This is a genomic window from Flavobacterium sp. OHVDL-2026-0007 (assembly GCF_059882335.1).
In genome coordinates this window covers 4,380,500-4,398,142 of the sequence record NZ_CM187612.1, presented here as the reverse complement: position 1 = coordinate 4,398,142, position 17,643 = coordinate 4,380,500, and the positions used below count along the sequence as shown (strand labels likewise).

Genomic DNA, 17,643 nt, shown 5'->3' with positions numbered 1-17,643 from the left:
TTTAAAGGAACGGCTTTTTTTATTCGCTTTTTTATCTTTGTTTTTTATTTTTCAACGCAATCAGTAGCAGTGAATTTATATTTAACACGATCAAAATCAATTGGCTTATCCTTTACCAAATACGTAACTCCCATAGTGGTTTGCATGGTTCCATTACCTAAAATAAGTTGCTGCTCTCGTTTTAAAAAGGCCATTGGATTTTTGAAAATCCTATCTTTATTAGTCACCTCTTTAAAAGTATAATCAACAAATAAGGTATCTCCACGAAATTCACCTTTGAGTTCACCCACTCTTTGCGCTGCTCCGGCAACTTTCATGTCCATATTTCCAGATATTTTACCATTTTTCAATGTATTTAATTTTAAATCAATTGTATCTTTTTCATATATGGCTTTATAGCATGCTACACTAGTAATCTTTTCTTCTTCAGCTTTGGCAGCTTCCAACTCTTTCTGATTATCATTTTTTTTACAGCTTTGTAACCCAACACAGGCTAAAAGCAAACAAGATACAACTAGTTTTTTCATAATATTTTTTTTTAAAAGATCATTGATAGATTATAAAATTAATAAAAAAAGAGGCTATAAAAAAGGCTTACTCCTTAAATTGATGATTTTTATTATACATTAGAGCGTTTAAAGCTTAACTGTTTTTTACTATTTCTATCACTACAAATCCTCAATAACAAATTCACTTCTTCTGTTCAATTCGTGCTCTTCTTCCGAGCAGGCATCGTCTGTTTTACATTTCACAATAGGTATCGATTCTCCATACCCCTTAGCCCTCACTCTTTTAGCATCAATGCCCGATTGAATAATAAATTCTCTAGTAGAACTAGCTCTTTTTTGAGACAGTTCTTCATTGAACTGATCATTTCCTCTGGAATCGGTATGCGAACCAATTTCAATAACCATCGCTGGATATTTCTGCATTAAAGCCACAACTCTCCCTAAAATCACTTTAGATTCTTTACGAATGTACCACAAATTGTAATCAAAATAGATGGGATCCGTTTTGATTACTAAGCGGTCCTTAGCATCTTTTATCACATCTTTTTCCTGATTCAAAATCTCTTGGACCTTTTGCTTCTTCTTCACTTCCCTTGCCACGATTTCAGCTGCTTTCGCCTTGACAGCTGCTTCCTTTAAAGCTATACGAGCTTGAGTTTCTTTTTCTTTTTTCTCCTCTATCAAACGCAACTCTTCTGTTCTTTTAGTAGCTGTTATTTGTTGTTCTTCCCTTTCCATTACCGCTAATGATTTGAGAGCCAATGAGCCATCGGTTGTCCAATCTCTTTTATTCCCGATGGTTAACGATCTAGATTCTTTGGTATACTTTTCTTTAAAAGCCACAACAGTATAGGTACTTTCACAGGCCACAGTAAAACTAAATGTTCCATCGGCAGCAGTAGCAATTGTACTTAAGGTCTTTTGATCAGCATCTTGTAAAAGCACTGTAGCCTTTTCAAGAGCCAGATGGGTATCCACATCGGTAATTGTTCCTGCTATAAATTGCTTGCAATCCTCTACGACTAAGTCTTTAATTTCTTTGAATTGATACAGATCATCGCTTCCTTTTCCTCCTGCTCTATTGGAGGCAAAATAACCTTCTTTGGTCTTTGAATCAATAGTAAACGAAAAATCATCTGCATTAGAATTCACTGGCAAACCGACATTTACTGCCTGACCATATTCATTTCCTTTAATCTCTGAGACAAAAACATCTAGAGATCCATAACCTAAGTGCCCATCGGAAGAAAAATAAAGTTGATCATCAGCAGACACAAAAGGAAATTGCTCTCTTTTGGTGGTATTGACTTTTGGACCTAGGTTTTTAGGAACATCAAAGGCCCCTTTATTAATATTCACCGAATAAATATCAAACGATCCTAAGGTTCCGGGCATGTCTGAGGCAAAATACAATACGGTTTCATCAGCGTTTAAAGCGGGATGTTCTACAGAATAATGAGGACTATTAAAAGGTAAAGCTTCTATTTGGGTCCATTTTCCATCTACCCAATTAGCTTTAAAAATTTGAATATTCGAAATTTTCTGATCGTTCTTTTGCTTGCTTCCGTTTTTTGAATGGTTGCGTGTAAAATAAATGGTTTTACCGTCTTTGGTAAAAACGGCATTGGATTCGTGCAGTCCCGTTGTCAATTCTTCCGCAAAATAATCTACTGAAGCATTCTTATCATTACTATCGTTAAATGGGACAGTAACCAAATTTAAATAGGTAGCATTGTCCCATTTAAATTTTTTATCCCACCATCCTGGTTTTAATTTTACGGCTGCAAAAACCAGCTTATCTTTGTATTTTACGGCTCCAAATTCTGCATTTGGGGTATTTATAGCCAGATTTTTTATTTCAAATCGTTGCCCTATTGCGGTAATATTTTCTAATATCTTACTGTCCCTTTCAAAACGAGCAAGATCCTGGGCGGTACCCGACTTTTCATAATAGGTTCGAAAAACCTCTTTAGCTTCCTGATCACTATCGCTTGCTTTTAAAGTTTGAGCATACTTGAAATAATAATTGGGATCTAAATCTTGATTGTACCTTTGGATCAGTTGCCTATAATACCTTTGTGCTTTTATCCAATCATTGGTATAAAAATACGAATCTGCCAGATTTTTTATAACCTCTTGTGAAGGCTTGCTCTGAGCTAACTTTTCATACAAAACAATGGATTCACTGTAATGCGTTTTATCAAAAAATCGCTTGGCTCGCTGTACATCCTGGTCTTGGGCATTGCTAAACTGTATTGACAATACCAATACCATTATGAGTAGTTTTTTCATCTTTTTCATTTTAAAAGAATCTTGGTGATTTATCATAGCCTTTTCCTAATAGATCCAAATCAAAAAGCAGCATTATTTCATGGGTACCCGAATTAAACTGTCCAAAATTGGTCAACGTATAATCATATGCATAGCCCACCCTAAGACCAGGTGTTAACCTGATATTCATCAGTGCACTCATAGCATCGTTTATTCGGTAGGCAACACCAAACTCCAATTTTTCATTATACAAAACGTTTGCCGTCAGATCCACAGCAATGGGTGCACCTTTAACAAATCTAGACATGAAGGCAGGTTTAAGCTTCCAGCTGTCCTGAATTTGAAAAACATAACCTGCCGTTAAAAAAGTATGCAGATTCTCAGATCCGCGCGCCTGAATCCCCGATTTAGCAGCAATATGCTTGGAATTCAACAAGTTTGGCGCTGATAAACCAAGATAAAAGTTATCTCTAAAATAATAAGCTCCCACTCCAATATTGGGTTTGGTCACATTAATGTCTTGAGCGAAAGCAGCATCGGTAGTGGCATCTCCACTTTCCAAAACAAAACCATTAAAATTGGTTTGCAGCGAGGTAAATCCTGCTTTTAATCCTAAAGAAAGTTGGCTAGCAGCTCCCAATTTTAACACATAAGCAAAATCGGCATAAAAATTATTTTCTTTTTTTGCACCATCACCAATATCATCAGACACCAATGACATCCCTACTTCTATCTTTTCAGATAAAGCAGTATGCCCAAAGAAAGTAAAAGTTTTCGGTGCACCTACTGCTCCAACCCACTGCGTTCTATACAATCCTCCAAAATTCATCATGGCAGGAGTTCCCGTTGCATACGCGGGATTCACTACGCTCATATTGTACATATAGTGGGTATATTCTGGATCTTGTTGTGCTGAGGCTATTGTTATATAAAAGAGAAAAGATATAAAAAGTATTATTTTTTTCATTTGGAAATCTATTAGGTAAGATAGGTTAGCGTTATCGATTTAAATAAAGTCGACCTTGTTTTGCAGGGGTATTACCTTTATTAAAATGGATACTATAGAAATAAACTCCGTTAGGCGCAATTCCATCGCCAAAACCAGCAGACTGCGCATTTTTTCCGTCCCAATTGGGTTTGCTACTATTTCCTTTAAACATGAGGTTTCCATACCTATTGAAGATTTCTAACGTATAGTCGGGGAATAAAAATTCAATATCTGGAATTCTAAAAGTATCGTTTACATGGTCTCCATTGGGTGAAAACCCATCAGGAATAAAAAAGGTATAGTCAACAGGATTACAATTAATTAAGGAAACGGTCACTTCCAAATGGCGATCCGAAATACAATCTGTAGCTGCCGAAAAATCAAACCCGTAATACGTGGCCTTATGCAGTAGCAAGGCATTTGAAGCCAAAAGATTACCATTATTCTCAGCATCATACCAAGCAACTGTACCAGGTACATTGGTCGCTTTTGATAAGTCCGAAATAGTCGGATTTTTCAACCCACAAAATTCTGCTCCTCCTGGATTTAAAGTAGGAGCTGGTATATCCTTTATCACCACTGAAACCATAGCTGGAACACTAGTACAATTTGCCAAAGACGTCTCTCTTACATAAAGATTTTCCGATTGTAACACATAAGAATTAGGAAGCGCTACTGTTGACGTTGCAGAGCTATACCATTTATATTGCGGTCCATTTGGAGTCAAATTCACAAGGGTGGTCTGCTCTACTTTACAAAAAGATTGAGGACTCATCACCGTTGGAGCGACAGGAATAGGGTGAATAACGAAACCATCCAACACAGTACTTAAATCAATACCACAGCCCGTACTACTATTTTTTAAATAGCTTGCGGAAATTGCGGTAGCACCAGTATTAACCAGTAAAGCTGATGGAATAACAAAAGTAGCCTTTCCGCTAGCAACCGCTAAAACCTCCGTTTCTTGGACCGAAGAATTAGCACCTGAAAGCACATAAGAAAGTGTCGCTGCTGTTAGATTTCCTAATCCAGAAACTGCCACAACTACAGGCTCATTAAAACAATAATCAAGTACCTCTATTTTTACCGTCCCGGCATTGGGTAATGGATTAATGGTTATATTTCCTTTTACGTTCGCTGTATTACTGCACTGTGGTGTTGGAATGGTGATATTGGTGATCTGAGTAATATGAACAACAGCCAGTCCACTGTTCCCATTTAGAGCTGCCGGTATTTTAAAACTTGCGCTACCCCCTACAGCCGTAAAGGTCGCTTCTTGCGCTGTGGCCGAATTAGCTCCTGTGATGTTGTATACTATAGCATATTGACCGTCAGCCAATCGAGTAGCATTTGAAATTTGCATACTAGCCTCTTGATTCTGACATATAGCGTTAGCCGTTAGTAGGGCGCCATCTAAACGCGGTAAAGGATAAATGCTTAAATCATCATAAAATGGACTAAAGATATTCTGACATAGTTTCTTACCGAATGTCGGAACAATATTGGTGATGGTTATGGTATACTGACCCAGCTGTCTAAAATAAGAAGCCGCTATTGGAAAACGAAGCGCCCCATCAACAAAATGAGCAGTTATTGTTTCTGATCCCCCGCCATTTGGAGCTGCAACATTAAAAGATACTTTATATTCTCCATTGGGTATAGCCTCGGGACCCTGCGAGATTTTCGCTGAGTAAGTTGCAGTACTCATTTCATTTTCGCAAATATCTTTGGTCACCACTATTTTTGAACCTGTAAAATCAATCCTTTTTTCCAATGTAATCACTACCCAGGCCGTTTTATCTTTACAAATTTTATTATTAGGAAGGGCCAAAACGGTATAGCTATAACTAAGATCTCCTTCCCCAACTGCATCAAATATTTCTTGAAGATTAACATTATGGTCTAGTCTTGAAGTTACCCCCGGACCTGTCCATTCTCCTCCCATATCCTCACCCGCGAGTAAATCATGCAAATCAAAATTCGTGTAGGAAGTCAAATCCGTAGTCCCACAAAGCTCCAATTTAACAGGTTTTCCCACTTCAGGTGCTCTAATGATTGTTACACTAACAATGGTGGAAGGCTCTATGGGTGAGCAATCCAATACCGCTGGTAGTGTATATCTAAAATAAAATGTTCCCTCAAGTCCTCTAATCTTAAATTCTGGTCCTCCTGTAGGTTGACCAGCTAGATTAGTCCATCTCCCATTGGAATGTGGCCCCATGACCTTGCTATCAAATGCTGTAAAAAGATTAAAAGTTCCCGCTTCACTACATTCAGTAGCCTGTGCCCCAACTCCGACGTACGAACCAATTGTAAGGGTCACTATTGCCGTGTTATTGGTGCAACCTGCCACAGTGGGTGCCGTATACGTATAGTGGTAAACTCCACTATTGGCGATCAACTGGGCGTTTAATATTCCTGTAATGGTATCCAGTCCTCGTAAATTATTATCGTCTGACCATGTCCCCCCTGGAGTGGGAGACCCTCCTAATAATGCAAATAAGGACAGGTTTTTATAGGCCGGGTCCTGAATGTCACAAATTACTTTTTGCGCATCATTTCCAGCACATTGAGCTGACATTTGTGAGGGCAAAATGAATAAAAAAACAAAAAACAATAATAATTGTAAGAAATTAGCGTAGTTTTTAACCATAAACCTTTATTTTTTTATAAACATAAGAAAATAATTAGGTTCCCAACTCAAAACTGCCAATTAATCATTAAATTCTCACTAAATTTACATCTATTAAAAAGTAAAGATCATTAATCCTCAATTTTATTGGCTATTTTATACATTTTTCAACTTTTTTTACAATTCCCCCTCTAGTTTAAATCGGAACTTTAAAATCAAACTTTTGCGTTCCACTTCTAAAGTAATCCAAACATCCTCTTCTGATTTTAAAAGCGCATTTATTTGTTGTAAGGAATACTTATAGGTATCCACCTTATTGATACTTAAAATAATATCTCCTTTTTGTAATCCGCATTTTTCAGCCGCCGAATTTTTACGAATACTGACAATGTCATATAATGGTTTTAGCGAAAATTTATACCTAAAATCGTCCTTCTTCCTGTCTTCAGCCGCCATATCGGTCATAGAGGAAATCACCTTGACCGTCTCTAAATGAACTGTCTCTTGTACCCATTGCAAGCCAAGATGTTGTACCGTGATTCCGCTTTTATTATATCCAAAGGGCTCGGAGAATTTATTGTTCTTTTTTAAATAGAGTTTCCCATCTTGATAATTTAATACCACCAAAAAACGTCTCAACACTTCCCCTCCAACAGAACCAATCCTATCGGGTACCATTTTTACATTTCTCACTGAGGTCGAATCTGGAAAAGCGACAATTGGATTCTTAAAATCAAAATCCGCTATGGAAAATTGAGCGATTTTAGCCCGATGACCTTCAATATCACCACTAAACCCTTTTCCTAAAAAATCAGCAAAATTCTTCTGAGGCAATTTTATCTTATCATTTTCAAAAACCCAAAAAGCATCACTATTTCCAATATCGATCAACAATTTTGCAGGAATATCCACTCCATCTACTACTGCCGTTGCATACAGGTATGGTTTGTTTTTTTCAATGCTTATGGGAATTACCTCGTATCTTTTCTCTAGTTTTTCTTTAAATCCTTTTTCATCTGCATATACCACCACTTTTTTCTTTTGATAGTTCACTTCAACCAAATTATTTCTAAAGAACTTATAGCCAATAATACCGTTTACTGGGATTCCAATATGTGAAGACAAATTAAAACTTTGATCTAATATAATATAAAGCGAATGTCCCGTTGATTTTAGGCCATGCGTTTCTAAGATATTATTGGTCGATTTTAAACCTTCTATCTCCTCTTCACTTCCTAACCCTCTCAATTTAATCTTTTCAACATTATTAAAACTAACCTCTTTTTTTTCTTCCATACTAAACAAAATCGTTTCTTCGACTCCTGAATCTAATAGAAAATTCAACTCTACTCCATTAACCTTTATGGGAATAAAAATGAGATTGTCTATCAATTTAAAAGGAATCGTAACCTTGCTAGCATGGTTCTCTATCAAAAAATCACTTTGCGCATTCAATGAAAAAGATGCCAAAAGCACAAAAAAGAAGCCAATATTTTTTTTCATTGCTGAATTTTTAATATAAATTTACTAAAAATATCGATAATTGTTACATTTTTATATGACCCTATATTGTTTACGTGAAATTCGAAAAAAAAATGCAAATTTGCATTTCAATAAAACAGCTCATGCCAACAATTTCACACAAAGGCAGAAACATGCCCGAATCACCGATACGTAAACTGGCTCCTTATGCAGATATTGCAAAACAAAAAGGACACAAAGTGTATCATTTAAACATTGGTCAACCGGATATCAAAACACCCGAAGTGGCCATTGAGGCGGTAAAAAATATTGACTTAACTATTATAGAATACAGTCCATCAGCTGGATACCAAAGCTATAGAAATAAACTAGCCAAGTTTTACCAACGTCAAAACGTAAATGTTAACCCAGAAGATATCATTGTGACCACGGGTGGCTCTGAAGCTTTGTTGTTTGCCTTGGCCACGATCACTGACCCAGGGGATGAAATCATTATTCCAGAACCCTTTTATGCCAATTATCACGCCTTTGCTTCTTCTACAAGTGCAACGGTAGTCCCTGTTATTTCGACTATTGAAAGCGGATTTGCTTTACCAAGCATCGATACGGTTGAAAAATTGATTACTCCTAAAACGAAAGCCATTTTAATTTGTAATCCAGGAAATCCAACTGGTTATTTATATTCAGAAACAGAAATCAAGCAATTAGCGAATTTAATCAAAAAACACGATTTGTATTTGATCGCTGACGAAGTATATCGCGAATTTTTGTACGATAACAATGATGTTCATTACTCCGTTATGAACTTAGAAGACGTACAACAAAACGTAATTATGGTGGATTCGGTTTCCAAACGTTACTCCATGTGTGGTGCAAGGATTGGCTGTTTAGTGACCAAAAACAAAGACGTATTGTCCACTGTTATGAAATTTGCTCAAGCGCGTTTGAGCCCACCCACTATCGAGCAAATTGCTTGTGAGGCTGCAATCGATACCCCACAAAGCTATTTTGACGAAGTGATTGCAGAATACAAAGAACGTCGTGATACCTTGATTACGGAACTAAACAAAATCGAGGGTGTTATCGTAACCAAACCAAAAGGGGCTTTTTATTGTATTGCTGAATTACCTATTGAAAATGCAGATGATTTTGCACAATGGCTTTTAGAAAGCTATGACCTAAATGGAGAAACGGTAATGATTGCTCCTGCAGCGGGCTTTTATTCCACTCCAGGAATGGGCTTAAATCAGGTTCGAATTGCCTACGTATTAAACAAAGAAGATTTAGTGAAAGCCGTAAACGTTTTAAAAGAAGCACTACTGGCTTACCACAATAGAAAATAAGCACAGGTTGCACTAAGAATAATCAAAAGACAATAACCCAATAGTTATTGTCTTTTGTGTTTTAAAAAAAGCACTAATTTGCCTTTAATTTAATCTATATCTAAAAAGAGATCATTAAATAATAAAAACGATAGAAAAGGTTTCCTTTTTATTAATTATCTTTACCGCCTTAAATACATATACCCATACTAATAGTAGTTTTTAATGATAAATAACGAAAATTTTTTAGACGAAATAGGAGACGATCATTTTAGCAACAATGCACAAAACCCTCTAAGAGAGGATGCTTTTGTTTTAAGTGATGATGAAAAAATAGAACAAATAAAAAAAGATGTCGAAAACATTCTACAGACCTTAGGAATGGATTTGACAGATGACAGCATTAAAGGCACCCCAAACCGAGTGGCCAAAATGTTTGTAAAGGAAATTTTTGGTGGACTTAATCCATCCAGAAAGCCAAAAGCCTCTACTTTTGACAATAATTACAAATATGGTGAAATGTTGGTAGAAAAAAACATTACGCTTTACTCTACTTGTGAGCACCATTTATTGCCAATTATAGGAAGAGCGCATGTAGCTTATATCTCTAGCGGAAGAGTGATTGGTTTATCCAAAATGAACAGAATTGTAGAATATTATGCTAAAAGACCACAGGTTCAAGAGCGTTTGACGATGCAAATTGTTCAAGAATTGCAAAGAGCATTGGGTACTGAAGACGTAGCTTGTGTGATCGATGCCAAACACCTTTGTGTAAACTCAAGAGGGATTAAAGATATCGAAAGCAGCACCGTAACTTCAGAATTTGGTGGTAAATTCAAAGATACTCAAACCCGAAGAGAGTTTTTAGACTATATTAAATTAGAAACTCAATTCTAGTTTTTTACAACTTTTCATATTATATTTAGGCGCAAGCCCGACCGAAGCGACTTTCTTTTTCTGGCTTCTTATACCAGAAAAAGAGAGCGAACGGCCGATTGAATCGCTTACAAAAATCAATAAAAAAATATGCCTTTATACACAAGTCAACCGCTAAAAATATACAATTCACTTTCTGGTGAAAAAGAAAATTTCAAGGCTATTCACGAAGGAAATGTTGGAATGTATGTTTGTGGACCTACGGTTTATAGCAATGTACATTTAGGAAATATCCGCACTTTTATGTCGTTTGACGTGATCTTCAGGTATTTTTTGCATCTTGATTATAAAGTGCGTTATGTACGTAACATTACCGATGTTGGCCATATTGTTGACGATGTAGATGAAGGTGAGGATAAAATTGCTAAAAAAGCACGTTTAGAGCAACTAGAACCAATGGAGGTTGTACAGCGCTATACGGTTGATTTTCACGACATTTTAAAGTCATTCAACTTTTTACCCCCAAGTATCGAACCCACCGCTACTGGTCACATTATTGAACAAATCGAAATCATCAAAAAAATTATCGATACCGGAATTGGCTACGAAGCTAACGGATCTGTTTACTTTGATGTTGTCAAATACAACCTAACCAACAATTACGGTGTTTTAAGCGGTCGAAATATCGAAGATATGCTTACCAATACCCGTGATCTTGATGGTCAGTCTGACAAAAGAAATCCACAGGATTTTGCCCTTTGGAAAAAGGCAGAACCAGAACATATCATGAGATGGCCTTCGCCTTGGAGCGATGGTTTTCCAGGTTGGCACCTAGAGTGTACCGCCATGAGTACCAAATACCTTGGAAATCATTTTGATATTCACGGTGGAGGAATGGATTTGAAATTCCCACATCACGAATGCGAAATCGCGCAAAATGAAGCCTGCACAGGACAATCACCAGTCAACTATTGGATGCACGCCAATATGTTAACACTAAACGGAAAGAAAATGGCCAAATCAACAGGAAACAACATCCTTCCTGGTGAGATTTTAAGTGGTAACAACACCATTTTAAGCAAAGCCTTTTCGGCTGCTGTAACACGTTTTTTCATGTTACAAGCACACTACCGTAGTATTTTAGATTTTTCAGATGAAGCTATTGTTGCTGCTGAAAAAGGGTACAAACGTTTAGTTGAAGCGGTAGATGCTTTACCGAGTATCACCACCAGCGCAAGCAGCTCTATTGATATCGCAGCATGGAAACAAGCTTGCTACGATGCGATGAATGATGATTTCAACACCCCAATTTTAATTGCACAATTATTCGAGGCGGTTCGTTATATCAATTTACTTAAAGAAGAAAAAGCGAGTATTACCGCTGTAGACTTAACCACTTTTACAAACGCGATTAACGCTTTTGTTTTTGATGTTTTAGGTTTGAGCGATGAAAAAAGCGATAACCATAACGACAAACTTGAAGGTGTTGTCCACATGCTTATTGAGATGAGAAATCAAGCTAGAGCCGATAAAAACTTTGCCCTTTCTGACCAAATTCGCGATCAATTGATTGGATTAGGTATTCAATTGAAAGATGGAAAAGAAGGTACGAGCTTCTCCTTATAACGCATTCAATTTCTAATAAATCATGAAAGTCATCACACCCTTTGTTTTATTAGTTCGGTTTTATCAAACTGCCATTTCGCCTTTTACTCCAGCGGCATGCCGCTTCGAGCCGACCTGTTCCAGCTATATGATTCAGGCCTTGCAGACTCATGGGCTTTTTTATGGAGGGTACCTCGGCATGAAACGAATTTTAAGCTGCCATCCTTGGGGAAGAAGAGGCTATGATCCCGTTCCAGAAAAGAAATGTTCACATAAACATTAACTTTTTTTAAAGAAGAACACAGCCCTTAAATTCTATTTTTACAAAACCAAAACAATATACTACATGACACACGCCTTAAACATCGTTTGGAATCCTTCAGAAGGAATCAATTTAGGTTTTTTTATGATCCGCTATTACAGCTTAATGTTTGTAATCGCTTTTGGATTAGGCTGGTACCTAATGAAGAAAATTTTCGAACGTGAAAACGAATCAATAGATAAATTAGACTCTATGTTCGTTTGGACCGTACTGGCTACTTTAATTGGCGCTCGTTTAGGACATGTTTTATTCTATGATTGGGAATATTTCAGAAACCATTTATTGGAAATCTTTTTACCTTTTCGATTCGAACCAAAATTTGAATTTACCGGTTTTCAAGGTTTAGCCAGTCATGGTGCTGCCATCGCCATCATTGTGGCCATGTACTATTACAGCAAAAAAATCTTAAAACGCCCACTTTTATGGATCTTAGACCGTGTGGTTGTTCCTGTTGCTAGTGGCGCTATTTTTGTTCGTTTAGGAAACTTCATGAATTCAGAAATCATCGGTCATGAGACCACTTCACCCTTTGGAATCCGTTTCTTACACGACCAGTTTAGCAAGGCTGATGCTGTAAATGCTACGCAAATTGCAGATCCAAAAGAGGCCTATACTGCCATTGCAACAGATCCTCAATTCGCTAGTCTTTTAGCCCAGGTTCCTGCCAAACACCCTACACAATTATATGAAGCATTTTGTTATATTTTTGTCTTCGCTATCTTATATTTCTTGTATTGGAAAACCAATGCTAGACTAAAATCAGGATACTTGTTTGGACTATTTCTAGTGCTTTTGTTTATGGTCCGTTTTATCGTAGAATTTGTAAAAGAAAGCCAAGGTGGTTTTGAAGCCGAATTAGGTCTGTTTTCAACAGGACAATGGCTAAGCATCCCTTTTATCATCATCGGGTTATTCTTTATCATTAGAGCACAAAGAAACCCTTTAGCAGCGTCTTAACAAACCTACTAAGTATACAAAAGCGTCCAATAGTTCACACGAGCTGTTGGACGCTTTTGTATACACTCTAAACAAATCTTTCCATCACTTCGGCAACAACCCATCAAGGACCACTACCACGTCCTAAAAGCAAAGCTATTGGTTTCACCTTACCAAAACCGCTCTACCTACTCCTGCCTCAAAAGCGGACAAAATGATTTCCTACTTCCATAAGGTACCGTCTAAACGCAACCCAGTACTTAAACCATTACAATACGTTTCATTCCTTATATAAGCCTATTACAGACCTAAAACCCATAAAGACCTAAACTAGGCCAGCAAGCAAAGTTCATTCCCTCTTTCAAGAGATAATTACCTAGTCTATTACAGGCCTTTTCTGCTTTTGATTATACCCCTCAGACTATAGTCCAAAAAAAAAAGACCCAACTTTCGTTGGGTCTTTTCTCTATATAATGAACACTTACAAATTAAGCTACTTGTTTGTGTTTTTCTTCAATGGTGTGTTTCTCATCTTTTGAAATCGTATCTACCAATACTGGCGTAGCGATAAACAATGAAGAATAAGTTCCTACAACAATACCTACTAACATAGCAAAGATAAATCCTCTGATTGATTCTCCACCAAAAATAAACATCGTTAACAACACAATGATCATCATCAATGACGTATTCAATGTTCTTGATAAAGTTGTATTAATAGAAGCGTTTACAATATCTTCAAAAGAACCCTTACGGTTTCCAATGATAAACTCTCTAACCCTGTCAAATACAATTACAGTATCATTCATAGAGTATCCAATAACGGTAAGAATCGCAGCAATAAAGTGCTGATCCATTTCCATATGGAATGGCATGAATTTATAACATAAAGAGTAGATACCCAATACAAAGATAACGTCATGCGCAACAGCTGCAATCGCACCTAATGAATACTGCCATTTACGGAAAGAAATCATTAAGTATAAGAAGATAGCGGCCATAGCTCCAAGAACAGCCCAATACGAGTTTGTCTTAATATCTTCAGAGATAGAAGCTCCCACTTTAGAAGCTTGCAAAACACCTACTTTTTTACCATCAAAAGAGTTGATGAATTTTTCGTAAGATGTATTTGGGAAATATTTCGCTAATGCACCGTATAATTTCTCATTTACTTCTTTATCGATAGCTACACCATCTTCTTTGATTTTGTATTTAGTTGTGATTTTCAATTGATCATCATCTCCTAAAATTTTAGCCTCAACTGGAGTACCAAAAGCTGCAGACAATTCATCTGAAACTGCAGTAGCATCAATTGGTTTTTCAAATTTAACTTGGAATGTTCTTCCTCCAACAAAATCAACCCCTTCATCTAATCCGTTCACGAAAAAGATCGAAACCAAACTCACTACTACTACTATTGAAGAGAAGACATAAGTGAATTTTTTAATTTTGATAAAGTCAAAATGAAAGTTAGTAAACCAGTTTTTAGTGATGTTTGTACAGAACGTTAAATCTCCTTTACCAGCAATATTTCTATCGATGAAAATTCTAGCGATGAAAATTGACGTAAACATAGACGTTACAATACCAATAAGTAAAGTTAAAGCAAAACCTTTAATTGGTCCTGTTCCAAAAATAAACAAGATTGCTCCAGTTAAAATGTGAGTTACGTTTGCATCAATAATAGAACGCATTGCACCATGCCATCCGTAAGAAGCTTCTACAGCCTCTGACAATGACTTCCCTTCACGCAATTCTTCTTTTGCTCTTTCATAGATAATAATGTTCGCATCTACCGCCGTACCTAATGTCAATACGATACCTGCAATACCTGGTAATGTTAATACAAAACCAAAACTTGCCATAATTCCGAATAAGAAAAGTAAGTTTAATAATAAGGCAAGATTAGCATACCAACCTGCTTTACCATAATAGAATACCATCCATAAACAAACTAATAAAAATCCTAATACAGATGAAACTGTTCCTGCATCAATTGCAGCTTGACCTAAAGATGGCCCAACAACAGTTGATTGAAGAATATCAGCAGCAGCTGGTAATTTACCTGCATTTAATACGTTCGCTAAATCTTTAGTTTCCGCTACATCAAAAGAACCTGTAATTTCAGATCTTCCTCCTGCAATTGGCCCACTAGTTACTCCTGGTGCAGAATACACTACATTATCCAAAACAATAGCAATATACCCTTTAGTAGAAAAAGCTCTACCTGTCAATTCTTCCCAAATTTTAGCACCTTGACTGTTCATTTGCATAGAAACAGCTGGTTTACCCATTTGATCAAAAGTATCTTTCGCATCCGTTACAACACCACCGCTCATCGCAGGAACATTGTCTCTATTTCCTTTTAAAGCATATAATTCAACTGCTTCAATATCTTTTGCTTTTGCATCTTTAATCGTTGTTGGCTTACTCCAAACAAACTTTGCATTGTGTTGATCAGCGCTTAATAAAACTCTAATTTCTGGTCTGCTTAAGTACCCGTTAATTACAGCAGTATCTTTTGGAGCAAAATAACCTAAAACTGGTCCACCACCTTGACCTAACATTTTGTCAAATAATGGATTGTTTCCTTTTTTAACCCCAACAGAATCTTTAGCATCTGTCAATAAATCACTCAATGAATCTTTAGCAACCGCTTTAGCTTCCGTTTTTTTGATTTCAGTCTTTTTTAATGCTTCGTTAGCCGCTACTAAAAAGTTTCCAACTTCGTCAATTTTATACGTTTCCCAAAACTCTAATTGCGCTTTTCCACCCAATAGTTTCTTAATTCTATCAACATCTTTAGCCCCTGGAAGCTCAACTAAGATTCTTCCTGTAGTTCCTAACTTTTGAATATTTGGCTGTGTAACACCAAACTTATCGATACGCTCTCTTAATACTTTATAAGCACTTTCAATAGACTCATCAACTTTCTTTCTAATTACTTTTTGCGCTTGCGCATCAGACATTTCAAAAGCAATACCACCTTCTCCTTGCAAGTTTCTGTTTGCAAAAATCTCTGGAGATGCTAGTTTTATAGTTCCTTTAGAATTAGCATCAAAAGCTTCGAAAAACTTATCTAAATACGTTTTATTTCCTTCTACAGCTGCAGTTGCATCCGCTAACGATTTGTTAAATACTGGATTTTTAGAATTGTTAGCCAAACCTTTCAAAACATCTTTAATAGAGATTTGAAGAACCACATTGATTCCTCCCTCTAAGTCAAGACCTTTATTTAATTGTTTGTTCTTTACTTCGTTATAAGTAAAATTCGTAAAACCAAGATTTAACACTTTTTCTTTACCAATTGAGTCTAAATACTTTAACTCTTTATCAGGATTATCTCCTGCAAAAGCTTTAGCTTCACTTTTGACGTTATTGGCCACATAAGTGAACGAAAGTTGGTAAATACTTACCAATGCAAATAGAATTGCGAAAAATTTAATAAGTCCTTTATTCTGCATTATTACTAAAAATTAATTATGTTTTATTGTTTATTTTTTGTTTTAAAGTCCCATAAAATAAGTCCTGACATGAGTTTTTAAAACTAAAAAATCGAGATCACGAATTACTACATTTTTTTTAAACCGAGCAAATATATAATTAACGAAAAGATTAACCAATTTATTTATTAATTAATCTCAAAAAAAAGACTGCAAAAGTGCAGCCTTCTCCTTTTTTTTCGGAATTTATTATACTAAAATCGATTTTAAGGCATCATTCATCCCTCTAACTGCAGTTGCACTTTTAGCAAACAAAGCCTTTTCTTGCTCATTTAACTGAATATCCACGATCTCCTCTACTCCGTTTTTACCAATGATACAAGGTACCCCTATGCAGATATCACTTTGCCCATATTCTCCTTCTACGAAAACAGAACAAGCAATCATTTTCTTTTGATCATTTAAAATACTATCCACTAAATAAGCCACAGAAGCTCCTGGCGCATACCAAGCAGACGTCCCTAAAAGACCTGTTAATGTAGCCCCTCCTACCATAGTATCGGCAGCGACTTTTTCCAACACTTCTGCTGAAAGAAATTCAGTTACCGGAATACCATTATAAGAAGCCAATCTTGTTAATGGAATCATAGTGGTATCACCATGTCCTCCAATTACCATAGCCGAAACATCATTGGCTGGTTTATCAAGAGCCAAAGAAAGATACGTTCTAAAACGAGAACTATCTAAAGCTCCTCCCATTCCTATAATTCTATTTTTAGGTAATCCTGTAGATTTCAATGCCAAATACGTCATTGTATCCATAGGATTAGACACCACCACAATAATCGTATCAGGTGAATGTTTCAATACATTTTCAGCAACTGTTTTCACAATCCCTGCATTGATACCTATTAATTCTTCACGGGTCATTCCTGGTTTCCTAGGAATTCCAGATGTAATCACTACTACATCACTCCCTGCCGTTTTAGCATAATCATTGGTTACCCCTGATACTTTGGTATTAAATCCTGTGTTTGTAGCACATTGCATAATATCCAACGCTTTCCCTTCGGCAAAACCTTCTTTAATATCCAACAATACCACTTCGCTTGCAATTCCTCTATAAGAAATAACATCAGCACAAGTAGCTCCAACATTTCCTGCTCCTACAATGGTAACTTTCATATTATATAGTTTATCGGTTATTAGTTAATTTATATGTTTTTATAAAGTAACAATTCGTTTAATTACCCCTTT

12 protein-coding genes are annotated in these 17,643 nt (G+C 36.4%); 5 read left to right on the top strand and 7 right to left on the bottom strand.

The features are described 5' to 3' along the window. Window positions 1-44: 44 nt before the first annotated feature. The 5 genes from AC51AA_RS18045 to AC51AA_RS18025 form a co-directional block, all read right to left on the bottom strand. Window positions 45-527, bottom strand: coding sequence for a hypothetical protein (locus AC51AA_RS18045; RefSeq protein ID WP_500703584.1), 483 nt, complete (start codon window positions 525-527; stop codon window positions 45-47). Between the two features lie 141 nt (window positions 528-668). Next, window positions 669-2,801, bottom strand: a complete 2,133-nt coding sequence (locus tag AC51AA_RS18040; RefSeq protein ID WP_500703583.1) for an OmpA family protein — start codon at window positions 2,799-2,801, stop codon at window positions 669-671. A gap of 10 nt (window positions 2,802-2,811) precedes the next feature. Then, complete coding sequence (locus tag AC51AA_RS18035; protein WP_500703582.1) at window positions 2,812-3,747, bottom strand: PorP/SprF family type IX secretion system membrane protein; 936 nt, start codon at window positions 3,745-3,747, stop codon at window positions 2,812-2,814. 31 nt (window positions 3,748-3,778) lie between these two features. Then, window positions 3,779-6,421, bottom strand: a complete 2,643-nt coding sequence (locus AC51AA_RS18030) for a gliding motility-associated C-terminal domain-containing protein (RefSeq protein ID WP_500703581.1) — start codon at window positions 6,419-6,421, stop codon at window positions 3,779-3,781. A gap of 156 nt (window positions 6,422-6,577) precedes the next feature. Beyond that, on the bottom strand, window positions 6,578-7,903 hold the full coding sequence (locus AC51AA_RS18025; RefSeq protein WP_500703580.1) for a PDZ domain-containing protein: 1,326 nt from the start codon (window positions 7,901-7,903) through the stop codon (window positions 6,578-6,580). 122 nt (window positions 7,904-8,025) lie between these two features. Here AC51AA_RS18025 and AC51AA_RS18020 point away from each other — a divergent pair, with 122 nt between their 5' ends. The 5 genes from AC51AA_RS18020 to lgt all read left to right on the top strand — a co-directional run bounded on the left by AC51AA_RS18020 (window position 8,026) and on the right by lgt (window position 12,964). Further along, window positions 8,026-9,225 carry a pyridoxal phosphate-dependent aminotransferase gene (locus AC51AA_RS18020; RefSeq protein ID WP_500703579.1) on the top strand — a complete coding sequence of 400 codons (1,200 nt, stop codon included), beginning with the start codon at window positions 8,026-8,028 and terminating at the stop codon, window positions 9,223-9,225. A 204-nt stretch (window positions 9,226-9,429) separates the two neighbouring features. Further along, window positions 9,430-10,101 (top strand): GTP cyclohydrolase I FolE, encoded by a 672-nt coding sequence (folE, locus tag AC51AA_RS18015; RefSeq protein ID WP_500703578.1) that lies wholly within the window; start codon window positions 9,430-9,432, stop codon window positions 10,099-10,101. Window positions 10,102-10,230: 129 nt separating this feature from the next. Continuing rightward, window positions 10,231-11,706 (top strand): cysteine--tRNA ligase, encoded by a 1,476-nt coding sequence (gene cysS, locus AC51AA_RS18010; RefSeq protein WP_500703577.1) that lies wholly within the window; start codon window positions 10,231-10,233, stop codon window positions 11,704-11,706. Window positions 11,707-11,728: 22 nt separating this feature from the next. Beyond that, complete coding sequence (gene yidD, locus AC51AA_RS18005; protein WP_500703576.1) at window positions 11,729-11,968, top strand: membrane protein insertion efficiency factor YidD; 240 nt, start codon at window positions 11,729-11,731, stop codon at window positions 11,966-11,968. Between the two features lie 63 nt (window positions 11,969-12,031). Beyond that, window positions 12,032-12,964 carry a prolipoprotein diacylglyceryl transferase gene (gene lgt, locus AC51AA_RS18000; RefSeq protein WP_500703575.1) on the top strand — a complete coding sequence of 311 codons (933 nt, stop codon included), beginning with the start codon at window positions 12,032-12,034 and terminating at the stop codon, window positions 12,962-12,964. A 467-nt stretch (window positions 12,965-13,431) separates the two neighbouring features. Here the strand turns inward: lgt and secDF are convergent, their stop codons facing one another. Together secDF and mdh are read right to left on the bottom strand one after the other, a co-directional pair. After that, window positions 13,432-16,407 carry a protein translocase subunit SecDF gene (secDF, locus tag AC51AA_RS17995; protein WP_500703574.1) on the bottom strand — a complete coding sequence of 992 codons (2,976 nt, stop codon included), beginning with the start codon at window positions 16,405-16,407 and terminating at the stop codon, window positions 13,432-13,434. 228 nt (window positions 16,408-16,635) lie between these two features. After that, on the bottom strand, window positions 16,636-17,571 hold the full coding sequence (gene mdh, locus AC51AA_RS17990; RefSeq protein WP_500703573.1) for a malate dehydrogenase: 936 nt from the start codon (window positions 17,569-17,571) through the stop codon (window positions 16,636-16,638). Window positions 17,572-17,643 lie beyond the last annotated feature (72 nt).